This window comes from Acetobacter pomorum (assembly GCF_002738225.1).
Lineage (GTDB): Bacteria > Pseudomonadota > Alphaproteobacteria > Acetobacterales > Acetobacteraceae > Acetobacter > Acetobacter pomorum.
In genome coordinates this window covers 131,513-144,948 of the sequence record NZ_PEBQ01000093.1, presented here as the reverse complement: position 1 = coordinate 144,948, position 13,436 = coordinate 131,513, and the positions used below count along the sequence as shown (strand labels likewise).

The following is a 13,436-nucleotide window of genomic DNA, read 5'->3' as shown; positions in this document are numbered from 1 at the left end:
CCCTCCGGCATACGAGCGTTTACAGGACAAGGCAAGTCCGGTTTCCAATGGCCCTGCCCTGTTACGCCCGGTGTGCCGGAGGGTTCCGCCCGGTTCCGTTTCAGTGTTCCATTTTAAGTGCGGCCAAAAAGGCGCTTTGCGGAATTTCCACCTTACCAAACTGCCGCATGCGCTTTTTACCTTCCTTCTGCTTTTCCAGAAGTTTGCGCTTACGGGAGATATCACCGCCATAACACTTGGCCGTCACATCCTTGGAAAGGGCGCCAATGGTTTCACGCGCAATCACCTTGCTGCCAATGGCCGCCTGAATGGCAATTTTGAACAACTGGCGAGGGATAAGATCCTTCAACCGTGCGCAAATGGAACGCCCGCGAGATTCCGCTGCCGTGCGGTGCGCAATGAAGGACAGCGCATCCACCGGCTCCTGATTAACCAGAATGGAAATGCGCACAAGGTCACTCTCCTCATACCCATCCATCTGATAATCGAAGCTGGCGTACCCACGGGTGAGTGACTTCAGCCGGTCATAGAAATCAAACACCACTTCGTTCAGCGGCAGGCGATACACGGCCATGGCCCGGCTGCCCACATAGGTCAGGTCCACCTGCACGCCGCGCCGTTCCGTGCACAGGGTCAGCACCGCGCCCAGATATTCATCCGGCACCATGATGGTGGCTTTAATCCACGGTTCCTCAATAGATTCAATCAGAGAGGAATCGGGCATGTCCGCGGGGTTGTGCAGTTCCTCATGTTCCCCATTGGTGCGGGTGATCTTGTACACAACAGAAGGTGCGGTTGCGATCAGATCCAGATCGAACTCACGCGAGAGACGTTCCTGAATGATTTCAAGATGCAGCAGACCAAGGAAGCCGCAACGGAAGCCAAAGCCAAGAGCTGCGGAGGTTTCGGCCTCATAGTGGAAGGAGGCATCGTTCAGGCGCAGCTTGGCAAGGCTGTCGCGCAGTTTTTCAAAGTCATCGGCCACAACGGGGTACAAGCCACACCACACCACGGGAATGGAGGGCTTGAACCCGGGCAGCGGCTTTTCTGCCGGGCGGCGATCATCCGTAATGGTATCACCCACATTACAGTCCGCCACGGTTTTGATGGCCGCGTTAATAAAGCCCATTTCACCCGGGCCAAGGCTTTCAACACTGGTCATACGTGGGGCAAACACACCCACCTGATCCACCTGATGCACCGCACCGGAGGACATCATGCGCACCTTCATACCGCGCTTGAGCCGCCCTTCCTTAATACGCACCAGCACAATCACACCCAAATACGGGTCGTACCAGCTATCAATCAGCATGGCCTGCAGGGGCTTTTCCGCATCACCCTTTGGGGGTGGCAGGCGGGTAACGATAGCTTCCAGCACGCCTTCAATATTCAGGCCGGTCTTGGCGGAAATTTCCACCGCATCATCAGCCGGAATACCAATAACTTCTTCAATCTGGGCCTTTACGCGCTCGGGTTCTGCGGCTGGCAGATCCACCTTGTTGAGCACGGGCACAATTTCATGATTGGCCTCAATGGCCTGATACACATTGGCCAGTGTTTGCGCTTCCACCCCCTGAGAGGCATCCACCACCAGCAGCGATCCCTCACACGCCGCCAGAGACCGGCTGACCTCGTAGGCGAAGTCCACGTGTCCGGGAGTGTCCATCAGGTTCAGCACATAGGTGTTGCCATCCTTGGCCGGATAGGTCAGCCGGACGGTTTGCGCCTTGATGGTAATGCCACGCTCACGCTCCAGATCCATGTTGTCCAGAACCTGATTGGTCATTTCACGCGCGGTCAGGGCACCGCACGCCTGAATCAGGCGGTCAGCCAGAGTGGATTTTCCATGATCGATATGTGCGATGATGGAAAAATTGCGGATGAGCGAAAGGGGTGTATCGGTCATGCTGCTCCTTTAAGCGAAATGGAAAGAAAAGTCAGCCGCTTCCGCACGGGCTGGGGCATTATTCAGGTAAATTTTTTCCGTATGGCCTGCTGCGCCCTCTTTCCTCCCCATTTGCTGCGCGTTTTCAGCCCGATATCAACACAATACGGTGCAGCCATATTCCGGCCTCTGGCGCGGGCACCGGCTCCAGCGCGCTGCGCCCAAAAGGCTGGATGGCTGGCACGGGTTTTTCCTGCAAAATCCCCACCACAGGGGGGTGACTTGAGCGTATCAGCACCACTCTGTCTGCCCCACGTGGGCACAATGCAGGCTGCACAACCAAAGAACAGCCAAGCCGCAGCGTGGGCTCCATGCTTTCCGTATCCACCCGCAACATGTACGCCGAAGGGGATGACAGGGTGAAAAATGTTTCTTCCTGCTCCCACAACCCACCGGCGGGTAGGCCCGCACTATCCAGCACGCCCTCCTGCTGCAACCAGGACAGGGGCAAACACCGCATAAAGCGTGGCGTGTGGCTTTCTGCCGCGGTATCTGGCGGCGTATATCCCCATGCCTTTGCCTCAAACTGCGCCAGAGAAACACGCAGCACATCCAGCGCGCGCAGCAGGCTGGGCAGCGCGGGCCAGCGCCACACACCGTTAGCTGTCTGCCGGCGCGAGGGGTTGAAGGTTGTGGCATCCAGCCCCGCCGCACGCGCAAGGCCCGATGGCGTCATGCCGCGTTCCTGCGCCAGTGTATCCAGCGCATGCCATATGCGTTCTGCCGGTATCATGGCTTTGCGTTGTGGCGCTCTTGCTGCTTCAGCACCTCGCTGGCGTGGCGCGCTGTGCCTTCATCCGTAATAAAAAAACGCCCCTGCCCGTTCTGCTGCGCAAGACCCTTGCCTGCCAGACGTGTCAGGCAGGGGTCATCCTTCATGCCCGTTGGCCGGCCTGCCGTGCCCGCAAGGCAAAGCCGGTGCAGGGCGGCGCGGCAACATGTTTCAAGGTAGGGTTCGTTCCACATACATGCAGGATCACGCATCCCACGCGCGGCGGCAAGAAGATGTTTTCATGCCCACTGCTTTCCCCCAAACGCAAAGCGGGCACATGCATGAAACATGTGCCCGCCAAACCGCTTTTCAAAATAAGGTGGTTTTAGTGTTTTGCCTGCGCATCTGGCAGCGCATAGGCCACCACGTAATCCCCCATCTTGGTGCCAAAGGAACCGTGGCCGCCATCTACCGAGAGCACATACTGGTGGCCGTTTTCCTCATACGTCATGGGGGTGGATTGTCCTCCGGCGGGCAGGCGGTCCTGCCAGAGCTGCTGCCCGGTGGTAATATCATATGCGCGGATATACATATCCAGCGTGGATGTCAGAAATGCCACGCCCCCCGCGGTGATGATAGGCCCACCCAAAGATGGCACGCCCACACGGAAAGCCAACGGCACGGGAGAGCTATCCCGCGTGGTGCCGTTGCGGTGCTTCCACAGTATTTTGTTGGTGCGCAAATCCAACCCGGCCACGTAGCCCCAACCCGGCTGCTTGCACGGAATACCAATGGGGGACAGGAATGGGTGCAAATCCACCCCAAACGGGGTGCCGTATTGCGGTTGCAGGCCAGCCTCCCCGCCAGAAGGGCCAGCATTCTGCGGCGGCTCTGCCGGGTTATTCGGCCCACGCGGCACAAGGCGAGAAACAAACGGCACGGCAATGGGGTTGGTAAATGCCACCTCCCGCACCGGGTCCACCGCCAGACCGCCCCATTCAAACATGCCCAGATTACCGGGGAACACCAGCGTGCCCTGTGTGGAAGGCGGCGTAAACGGCCCTTCATACCGCAGGCGTTTGAACATGATACGGCAGGCCAGTTGGTCAAACATGGTGGCCCCCCACATATCTGCATCTGTCAGGTTGTTTTTGGGGCGGAATGTGAGGGCCGAGAACGGCTGGGTGGGAGAAAGATGATCCCCCGGCGCAGGACCCTGCGGCACAGGCATTTCTGGCGCAGGTACCAGCAGATGGCCGTTGCGCCGGTCCAGCACAAAGATGTTGCCGGTTTTGGCAGGTGCATACAGCGCAGGCACTACAGCGCCATCGGCCTGTTTTATGTCCACAAGGCTGGGCTGGGCAGGCACGTCCATATCCCACAGATCATGATGCACGGTCTGGTAAAACCACACCTTGCGCCCGGTATCGGCATCCAGCGCCAGAATGCCCGATGCATAGCGCTCCTGATCCGGCGTGCGGTGCCCGCCCCAGATATCCGGCGTGGCCACACCTGTGGGAATGTAAATCTGGTTCAGCCGTGCATCATAGGCCGAGGTGATCCATGAATTGGGGGAATTGGCCACATAATGATGCGTGGCGGAGGGCAGCTCGTTCGGGTCCGGGTTTCCCGGATCAAACGCCCATACCAGCTTGCCGCTATACAGATCATACCCGCGTGTCACGCCCGAAGGCTCATGCGTGGAGTAGTTATCCGTGACCGCGCCAGAAATAATGGCCACTTTGGAAGTAATAACCGGCGGAGATGTGGGTTCATAAAACCCTGGCGTGCGCATGGGCATGCCCTCTGTAAGGTCCACTGCGCCATCACGCCCAAAACCACGGCACAAGGCTCCGGTATCAGCATTTAACGCAAACAGACGGCCATCATTGGTGGGGAGGAAGATACGGCGTGCGCACTCATCTGCCACAGCCACATCGTGGGCCTGTTCTTCCGCCACCGGAGTTTCTGCGTAGGACACACCGCGGCATGTCATGTGCTGATAGGAGGCGTTGTAGGTAATTTTGGGGTCAAAATGCCAGCGCTCATGCCCGGTGGCGGCATCTATCGCAAACAGGATCTGATGTGGGGAGCACAGATACAGCGTATCACGCACCTTTATGGGCGTGGCCTCATCTGTAATTTCTCCCGGATCATCCGCACGTTTCAGATCATGGGTGCGGAATACCCATGCCACCTTCAGATCATGCACATTGCTGGCATTGATCTGCGCCAGTGAGGAGTATCTGTCCCCCGCCTGTGTGCGGCCATATGCGGGCCAGTCTGCCGCGGGCACAGGCGTGGCATCACCCGGTAGAAGGGCGGCCGAGGCCCGCGCACCAGCACGCGGCAATGTTCCGGCAATATCCTGCGGGTCCTGCGTAAGAGCATAACCATACACACCGGCCCCTGCCACAACGCCTGCAATCAGTGGTGCGCTGTTCCAGCCCGAAGAGGGTAACAACCGGGAAGACACAAAAGGCAGAACAAGCCACAGGCCCAGCGGCAACAGCACATCACCCCGCGGGGCCAGTGCCCAGAAATCAAACCCGCATTCCCCAACAGACCACACAAGCGTGGCCGCAACCAGCACCGCATACACCCATAGGGCCGCGCGCTGGCGGCGCCACAACAGCACCGCCGTGGCCAGAAGCCCCACACCACACAGCACGTAAAAGCAGGACCCGCCCAGCAAAGCCAGCCAAAGCCCGCCACCTGTAAGAAAAAAGCCCGCTGCCGCGTAAACCGCTGCGGTAATCTGTAATACAATATCGGGCCGGTTGCTGTTTGTGTGTATCATGTGACCTGTTTTCCGCCCCGCATACGTTTACATCTGTATTTTTCTAAACAAGAAAAACTGTTTCAGGCTGATCAATACAACAGCGCGGCAGTGCAACCCAAGAAAATACCGTAAAGGCCGAAAACTGTGCCTGCATTTTTTTATAAAATCTGGCAATTTCAGCAATATGCACTTCAAAAACTGGGGGCTTGATACTTGAACGTATCAGTTCCAACAAAAAAGCGCGGCCCCCAACGGGAACCGCGCCTTTTCTGTTTCTGAAACCTTCCCCGAAGGGAAAGAAAATCAGACGGAGTAGTACATTTCGAATTCAACCGGGTGCGGTGTGTGTTCGAAACGGTACACATCATCCCATTTCAGGGTGATGTAGCTTTCGATCTGGTCTTTGGTGAACACGCCACCAGCCAGCAGGAACTCATGATCCGCTGCCAGAGCTTCCAGAGCTTCACGCAGGGAGCCCGCAACTGTCGGGATCTGCTTCAGTTCTTCCGGCGGCAGGTCATACAGATCCTTGTCCATGGCATCGCCCGGGTGGATCTTGTTCTTGATGCCGTCCATACCAGCCATCAGCATGGCAGCGAATGCCAGATACGGGTTGGCTGTGGGGTCCGGGAAGCGCACTTCAACGCGCTTGGCCTTGGGGCTTGTTGCGTACGGAATACGGCAGGAAGCAGAACGGTTGCGGGCAGAATATGCCAGCAGCACAGGTGCTTCAAAGCCCGGAATCAGGCGCTTGTAGGAGTTGGTGGACGGGTTGGTGAAGGCGTTCAGCGCCTTGGCGTGCTTGATAATGCCGCCAATGTAATACAGGGCCGTGTCAGACAGGTCTGCATAGCCATTGCCAGCAAATGTGGGCTTGCCGTCTTTCCAGATAGACTGGTGAACGTGCATGCCGGAGCCGTTATCACCATAGATGGGCTTGGGCATGAATGTTGCTGTTTTGCCGTAGGAATTGGCAACATTGTGCACACAGTATTTGTAGATCTGCATGAAGTCTGCTGCGCGTACCAGCGTTTCAAACTTGGTGCCAAGTTCGTGCTGAGACTGCGCCACTTCATGGTGGTGCTTTTCAATAGCCAGACCCATTTCGCCCATGGCTGCCAGCATTTCTGCGCGCAGGTCGCTTTCGCTATCCACTGGCGGCACGGGGAAGTAACCACCCTTCACACCCGGACGGTGGCCCATGTTGCCTTCAGGATATTCCTTCAGGGATGCATCGGGGCCTTCAATACTGTCCAACTGATACTTGCCGTAGTTCGGGCCGGTACCAAACAGCACGTTGTCGAAGATGAAGAATTCAGCTTCCGGGCCAAAGAATGCCGTATCACCCAGACCGGAGGACTTGAGATACTGCTCAGCCAGCTTGGCGGTAGAGCGCGGGTCGCGGTTGTAAGGCTGCCCGGTGGAAGGTTCGATAATATCGCAGAACAGGATCAGCTGCGGACGAGCAGAGAAAGGGTCCATCACTGCGGATGTCGGATCCGGCAGCAGAACCATGTCGCTTTCGTTAATGGCTTTCCACCCGCCGATGGAAGATCCATCAAACATAAAGCCATCGGTAAAGCTATCTTCTTCGATGGTGCTGACATACTGGCATGTATGATGCCACTTGCCCTTGGGGTCTGTAAAACGCAGATCCACCAGTTCCACAGAGTGTTCCTGAATCAGATCAAAAACCTTGGCAATTGCAGCAGCCTTGCTGTCACCCGCCGGAGCTGTTTTTTTTACCATGCTCTCTTCACCTAAGCTTTGTCAGCATGCCGCACTTTGCGGGCATGCGGTCTGCGGGAATCATGCACGCGCACATCTCCACCCCTTACGCTAGCGCAAGAGGGTGTATCAGATTGCGTCTTCCCCTCGTTCTCCGGTACGGATTCGCACCACGTCATCCACCGGACTCACGAAAATCTTGCCATCCCCAATGCGGCCTGTGCGGGCCGCAGCGGAAATGGCTTCTACCGCCCGCTCCACCATGGAAGCAGGGCACACAACCTCAATCTTCATCTTGGGCAGAAAATCAACAATGTATTCCGCGCCGCGATAAAGCTCCGTATGCCCCTTCTGCCGGCCGAAACCCTTGGCTTCGATCACGGTAATGCCCTGTAATCCAAGCTCATGAAGGGCTTCTTTCACCTCATCCAGCTTGAAGGGCTTGATTATGGCCTCGATCTTCTTCATCGCGCGTCGTCAATATACCATTGTTGTGCCCGTTATTACGGGCCTGTCCATTATGGCGCCACCCTGCCCTATAGGCAGAAGGCACCCCACACCGTTACACTTGCACGGCTTGCCCGTGCGGGCAATCAGGCAGATGCAGATTTGTATCGATAAAGCACCAAACCAACCTTTATGCGCACTGTTTCGGCAACGCGTTTTATTCGCCGCTTTCCGCCCGCGGGGCAAGGAACTTTGTAATGACAAAATTGCTTAACAGGCAGCTTGCAAACCAGCCTGTCACTATATTCACGCTTATGTCCGAGCTGGCCCGCAAGCACGATGCCATCAATCTTGGGCAGGGTTTTCCTGATACGGAAGGCCCGCAGGATATGGCGCAGCTTGCCGCAGATGCCCTGCTTGATGGGCGCAACCAGTATGCGCCCCTTACAGGCCTGCCAGAACTGCGCACGGCCGTTGCAGATGCCTCTGCCCGATTCCAGAACATTCCTGTTGATGCCGAATCGGAAGTGGTGGTGACCTCCGGCGCAACCGAAGCCCTGGCAGCCTCCTTCCTGGCGTTGATAGAGCCGGGGGATGAGGTGGTGCTGATGGAACCCCTTTACGATACCTATCTGCCCGTTGTGCGCCAGCTTGGGGGCATTGCGCGCCTTGTGCGGCTGGAAGCGCCAGACTGGGCGCTCCCGCGTGAGGCCCTGAAGAACGCCTTTGGCCCGCGCACCAAAGCCATTGTGCTCAACACCCCCATGAACCCCACCGGCAAGGTATTCACCGCCGAGGAACTGGCCTTTATTGCCGAGCTGATGCGCCAGCATGATACCTACGCTATCTGCGATGAGGTGTATGAACACCTTGTATTTGGCGTGCCGCACCTCTCGCTGATGGCGTTGCCGGATATGCGCGAACGCTGCATCCGTATTGGCAGCGCAGGCAAAAGCTTTTCCTTTACGGGCTGGAAGGTGGGCTACGTTACCGCCCCGGCCCCGCTGGCGGCCGTGGTGGCCAAAGCGCACCAGAACCTTGTATTTGCCACCGCCCCCAACCTGCAACGCGCCGTGGCCTTTGGGCTGAACAAGGATACCGCCTACTTTACCCAACTGGCGCAGGAGATGGATACAAAACGCCAGATCCTTTCTGCCGGGCTGGCGCGTGTGGGCTTTGGCGTGTTGCCCTGCCAAGGCAGCTACTTTGTGATGGCCGATATTACCCCGCTGGCAAACGGGCTGGATGACATGGCCTTCAGCCGTCTGCTGACAGAGCAGGCCGGTGTCACCACCATTCCTGCATCTGCCTTTTATGATGCGCAAAGTGGCACGCCCCCGCGCAACCTGATTCGCTTTGCCTTTTGCAAGCGTGAGGAGGTGCTGATTGAAGCTGTGGCCCGTCTGGAACAGTGGAAAAGCCGCCAGAGCTGATTTTTCTACATAAAAACGCCAGAAGTGATTGACGAACGACGCAGTTTTCTCTAAACGTCCGCTTGCTGTGCGGCGGACGTAGCTCAGCTGGTAGAGCGCCGGTTTGTGGTACCGGTGGTCGCGGGTTCAAGCCCCGTCGTTCGCCCCAGCATATTTCCTTAAAATTCAAAATACCTTCTGCACAGCACCCATACTGCGTGCCATGCCACCGTCTTATGCTTGCGCAACTACCCTGCTGGCTTGCATCTGCGGCAACCGGTTGAAGGCGTTGCACCACATTCTGCACGCAAGTAGTCCTGAGCTTCGTGCAGACTATCAAAGCAGTGCTTAGAATAAACCACCGTGCGCCCTTTGTGCTGCTGTACGGACATGCACCCAGACCGATGCGCTACAATATATTTTGGATTCAGACGCCCTGGACTTGAGTTTACAAAAATCCCGGATGGATGCGCCCTTTGCCAATCCTGAAAACGCTGCTCGTCTTCTTCCTTGTACAATGCGGCATATGTCATCAGTGGCTTTTCCCCTGCGATGAAAACCCGAACAAAAAAGCCGGTCAGAACGAACTGACCGGCTTTTGCCAAAATACTCTTTAAGCGTTGTCCTGCATGAACTGGCGTAAATCCTGTTCAGAAACCGCACCTTCATGTTCCAAAAGCGCATCCTTGCCACCAACATGGTGCGACATCACCATAAGGGGCGTGCCTTCATCCATGAAATGGATCCGCAGGTCATTCCAGCGCGATGCAATAAAGCGATAATAGGCCTGCGCCAGTGCGCACTGGTCTATGCACCAGTTGGTTGGGTTTTCCGTACTGTAGGTGCGTTGAACATAATTGTGCAGATACTGCCCAATCTGCGGCAGAAGCGCCATTTCTCCAAAATAGGACAGGCCCGCCCCAAAGCCCCAAGGCTCACCATAGCGCTGCTTTCCATCATGGTTATAGGCATACAGCCGGAACCCGTAATCCGCGCTGGATGTAAGTTCCTTCCATAAAGTGGGGAAATCCTGCGGGAAGTAGCCATCGCAATCTGCTGTCAGCACCGGGCAGGGCCACTGGTTTACAATGTGCGGCAACATCAGATAGCGGATGCAGGTATAAGTGGCTTGATCGGCATGGGTAAGTTGCCCGTGCACAAATGTGAAATCCATCCCCCGATCTTTTGCCGAGAAAAAGGCTACAAGATCACGCAGCAGGGTGAGTTGCTCATCCGTAGGCCGATCCACCCCCAGACACAACCGAAAACGCCCCTGATCCGGCTGTGCCTGACATGCCTTTGCAAGAGACATGACAAGCTTGGGAACAAAGCGGAAATAGGCGCTATCACACCCCATAACAATACAGGCATCGGGGGTATCTGCCTCAGTACGTTCTGGCGCAGCGCTGGAATGCCAGTGCCACCCGCCAAAGCCCAGCTGGTCTGTTACCTGCTGCTCATGCAGGTTATGCGCGGCCCCTTCAGGCAGCCACGTGTAAACACCGCAATTATAATGAATGGCCTCAATACCGGATGTAATGGAAAGCTTGCGGGCCGTGGCATAATGCGGATCTGCACTGGTGCGGTCCTGATTGAGCCAGGCATAATGGCCCGCCACAACCTGGTTCCAGTATTGCACGCCGTTCAGCGCCTGGTCGGCCTGCACCAGTTGCAACCTTTCTGGCTGGGTGCACGCAGATGCCATCTGCTCAAACTGATGGGCATAAACCTGCCGCACATCTTTTGCCCCCAGCATGGCAAGCGGCAAAGGCGCCATTAAAAAGTCAAAAGCTGGGTCAAATCCTTCTGCGTGTTCTTTCAAGGCAGAAGGCAGCAATAGTAGCGCGGCCTCTCCCTGCTCTGTTCTTTGCACCAACTGTTGCAGGGGCTCAGGTATGGGGGCCGTGCCAAACCGGCCTTTCAGCGCCAGATTGGCCAAAGCCGCAGCCTGTTTGTTCGCTTTTTCCCGCAAGGACAGAATAGCGCAAAAGAAATACAGATCCGGCCGGAAATCTCGCAATGCCGCGCACAGTATGGCCGTACGTGCCAGATCAAACTTTCCTATCTTGGCGCATTCTTTTGCCAGTTCCAGCAAACAAGCTGAATCTTCGGGCTGCAACTGCAACTGTTCACGGGCTTTTTCTGCGGTTTGTGCAAAGGGTGTGCCGGCCATTGCCTTAATCTGTGCAGAAAGCATGGCCATAAACGTTTTCTGCACAGGTAACGGACAGGCCTGCAGAATGGTCTCTGTTTCCCGCCCATCGGAAATAATGATGGTATCGTCTTTTTCACGCAGGAAAAGGGTGCGCAAATCCCACTTGTTGCTGCCAAGATGCACCCAATGCTCATGGAACAAAACCGGCTCTGGCTTTTGCTGCCCTGCAATAAGCCATTCCCCCTGCGCCAGCCGTGCCAGCAAAGGCACATGCTGGCTGAGCACTGGCACAAACAGCTCCCATGGCAAAATATGCGGCACCCAAGTTATTCTGCCTGTGGGCTGGGCAGAAAAAAACCGGTCGTTCTGCCCCAGCGTAATCAGGCCTTTGTTTTCTCCGTCCTCAACAACACCGACATTCACATCCGCAAAGCCCTGCAAATGGTTGCCGTCTGCCGCCAGTTGCACCACGCTCCAATGTGGAGAAACAGCCTGCGCAACCGGAATACACGTCAGGTAAAAATCTCGGTGCGCCAGAATGTGCCCGTGAAATGATATAAAAGAAAACATGCCTCAGCTTACCCCGGCTGCCCGTTCCAGATGCGCAATCATGATTTTGGCAGGCGCTTGCATACAGGCGGTCCGCCAATTTTTTCTGTTGTTAGCATAATCAGGCGGCACGGGCACCTCCCCCTTAATCTTGCAGGGCGGACACCCCATTACGCCTGACATGTTTGTGATAACACTGGATATTCCGCAGAAAACAAAGATTTTTGCACATGCTCCATAGGCTTTGAGCGCACATGGGCCTGTTTTGTCATGATCGTGAACAGCGCAGTATTTCAACCCCGCTTATGGTTCTCAATTCGCGCACTGCATGATGCCTATACGTAACCCGCATCTGCGCGCCACAAAAGCAAGACACACTTCGAATCGGATGCAGTATTATGGCTAAAATCAAGGTCAAGAACCCGGTGGTGGAAATGGACGGGGATGAAATGACCCGTATCATCTGGCACTTTATTCGTGAGCGCCTGATTCTGCCCTATCTGGATATTGACCTGAAATATTACGATCTGGGCATAGAAAACCGTGATGCCACGGATGACAAGGTGACCGTAGAAGCCGCAGAAGCCACCAAACGCTACGGCGTGGGCGTAAAATGCGCCACCATCACCCCTGATGAAGCACGGGTGAAGGAATTCGGGCTGAAAAAGATGTGGCGTTCACCCAACGGCACCATCCGCAACATTCTGGATGGCACCATTTTTCGTGAACCCATCATCTGCTCCAACGTGCCGCGCCTTGTGCCGCACTGGACAAAGCCCATCGTGATTGGCCGCCATGCCTATGGGGATATCTACCGCGCTGCGGAAACCAAGATCCCCGGCCCCGGCAAGGTGACGCTCAACTACATTCCCGAAGATGGTGGTGAGCCCATTACGCTGGATGTGCATGACTTCAAAGGCCCCGGTGTGGCACTGGGCATGCACAACACCCGTGCCTCTATCGAAGGCTTTGCCCGTGCCTCCCTCGCATATGGGCGGGACCGCAAGCTGCCGGTGTATCTGTCCACCAAAAACACCATCCTGAAAGCCTATGATGGCATGTTCAAGGATGTGTTTCAGGAGGTGTATGAAAAGGAATTCAAGGCCGAGTTTGAAAAGCTGGGCCTGACCTACGAACACCGCCTGATTGATGACATGGTGGCCTGTGCGCTCAAATGGCCGGGCGGCTACGTATGGGCCTGCAAAAACTACGATGGCGATGTGGAAAGTGACATTGTGGCACAGGGTTTTGGCAGCCTTGGGCTAATGACATCCGTGCTGCTGAACCCCACAGGCGATGTGGTGGAGGCCGAAGCCGCACACGGCACCGTCACCCGCCATTATCGGGAGTATCAGAAAGGCAAGCCCACCAGCACCAACCCCATTGCCTCCATTTTTGCATGGACACGCGGGCTGGCCTATCGTGGCCGCTTTGATGATACGCCAGACGTGGTGCACTTTGCCAACACGCTGGAAAAAGTGTGCGTGGATACAGTGGAAGGCGGACAGATGACCAAGGATCTGGCGCTGCTGGTGGGCAACGGCACCAAATGGCTGGATACGCAGCCTTTCCTTGATGTGCTGGATGCAAAACTCAAGCAGGCCTTGGCCAAGGGCTGAGTTTTCCGCCACACTTACTTTTTGCCTTGTACGTTATGTGCACCCCGGAGCAAATTTCTGCTTCGGGGTGTTGCTTATTCTAGGCCA

9 protein-coding genes and 1 tRNA gene are annotated in these 13,436 nt (G+C 56.1%); 3 read left to right on the top strand and 7 right to left on the bottom strand.

The genetic code is table 11. The annotated features are described in order from the left end of the window. Positions 1 to 100 precede the first annotated feature (100 nt). The 6 genes from lepA to CSR02_RS06580 all read right to left on the bottom strand — a co-directional run bounded on the left by lepA (position 101) and on the right by CSR02_RS06580 (position 7,635). Entirely contained in the window at positions 101 to 1,906 is a 1,806-nt protein-coding gene (gene lepA / locus CSR02_RS06605) for a translation elongation factor 4 (RefSeq protein WP_042788660.1), read from the bottom strand. Positions 1,907 to 2,030: 124 nt separating this feature from the next. Then, complete coding sequence (locus CSR02_RS06600; protein WP_099540998.1) at positions 2,031 to 2,678, bottom strand: helix-turn-helix transcriptional regulator; 648 nt, start codon at positions 2,676 to 2,678, stop codon at positions 2,031 to 2,033. After that, complete coding sequence (locus CSR02_RS06595) at positions 2,675 to 2,929, bottom strand: hypothetical protein (protein ID WP_095045928.1); 255 nt, start codon at positions 2,927 to 2,929, stop codon at positions 2,675 to 2,677. Before CSR02_RS06595 ends, CSR02_RS06600 begins: the two co-directional genes overlap by 4 nt. 113 nt (positions 2,930 to 3,042) lie before the next feature. After that, positions 3,043 to 5,457: a glucose/quinate/shikimate family membrane-bound PQQ-dependent dehydrogenase gene (locus CSR02_RS06590; RefSeq protein ID WP_099540997.1), complete on the bottom strand. Its 2,415-nt coding sequence runs from the start codon at positions 5,455 to 5,457 to the stop codon at positions 3,043 to 3,045. Between the two features lie 285 nt (positions 5,458 to 5,742). Continuing rightward, entirely contained in the window at positions 5,743 to 7,188 is a 1,446-nt protein-coding gene (gene glnA, locus CSR02_RS06585) for a type I glutamate--ammonia ligase (RefSeq protein WP_003622499.1), read from the bottom strand. A 108-nt stretch (positions 7,189 to 7,296) separates the two neighbouring features. Next, positions 7,297 to 7,635, bottom strand: coding sequence for a P-II family nitrogen regulator (locus CSR02_RS06580; RefSeq protein ID WP_003622497.1), 339 nt, complete (start codon positions 7,633 to 7,635; stop codon positions 7,297 to 7,299). Between the two features lie 236 nt (positions 7,636 to 7,871). Here CSR02_RS06580 and CSR02_RS06575 point away from each other — a divergent pair, with 236 nt between their 5' ends. After that, positions 7,872 to 9,047: an aminotransferase gene (locus CSR02_RS06575; protein ID WP_099540996.1), complete on the top strand. Its 1,176-nt coding sequence runs from the start codon at positions 7,872 to 7,874 to the stop codon at positions 9,045 to 9,047. A 72-nt stretch (positions 9,048 to 9,119) separates the two neighbouring features. Then, positions 9,120 to 9,195, top strand: a tRNA-His gene (locus CSR02_RS06570). 444 nt (positions 9,196 to 9,639) lie between these two features. Here CSR02_RS06570 and CSR02_RS06560 read toward each other — a convergent pair. Further along, positions 9,640 to 11,751 (bottom strand): hypothetical protein, encoded by a 2,112-nt coding sequence (locus CSR02_RS06560; protein WP_099540994.1) that lies wholly within the window; start codon positions 11,749 to 11,751, stop codon positions 9,640 to 9,642. A 377-nt stretch (positions 11,752 to 12,128) separates the two neighbouring features. On the opposite strand from CSR02_RS06560, the gene CSR02_RS06550 reads away from it, so the two are divergent. Next, entirely contained in the window at positions 12,129 to 13,349 is a 1,221-nt protein-coding gene (locus CSR02_RS06550; RefSeq protein ID WP_099540992.1) for an NADP-dependent isocitrate dehydrogenase, read from the top strand. The last annotated feature ends 87 nt before the right edge of the window (positions 13,350 to 13,436 follow it).

Bases quoted from the DNA above. Each gene is read 5' to 3' on its own strand.
- CSR02_RS06580 (WP_003622497.1), bottom strand. From the start codon at position 7,635: ATGAAGAAGATCGAGGCCATAATCAAGCCCTTCAAGCTGGATGAGGTG.
- CSR02_RS06595 (WP_095045928.1), bottom strand. From the start codon at position 2,929: ATGCGTGATCCTGCATGTATGTGGAACGAACCCTACCTTGAAACATGT.
- lepA (WP_042788660.1), bottom strand. From the start codon at position 1,906: ATGACCGATACACCCCTTTCGCTCATCCGCAATTTTTCCATCATCGCA.
- glnA (WP_003622499.1), bottom strand. From the start codon at position 7,188: ATGGTAAAAAAAACAGCTCCGGCGGGTGACAGCAAGGCTGCTGCAATT.
- CSR02_RS06575 (WP_099540996.1), top strand. From the start codon at position 7,872: ATGACAAAATTGCTTAACAGGCAGCTTGCAAACCAGCCTGTCACTATA.
- CSR02_RS06600 (WP_099540998.1), bottom strand. From the start codon at position 2,678: ATGATACCGGCAGAACGCATATGGCATGCGCTGGATACACTGGCGCAG.
- CSR02_RS06560 (WP_099540994.1), bottom strand. From the start codon at position 11,751: ATGTTTTCTTTTATATCATTTCACGGGCACATTCTGGCGCACCGAGAT.
- CSR02_RS06590 (WP_099540997.1), bottom strand. From the start codon at position 5,457: ATGATACACACAAACAGCAACCGGCCCGATATTGTATTACAGATTACC.
- CSR02_RS06550 (WP_099540992.1), top strand. From the start codon at position 12,129: ATGGCTAAAATCAAGGTCAAGAACCCGGTGGTGGAAATGGACGGGGAT.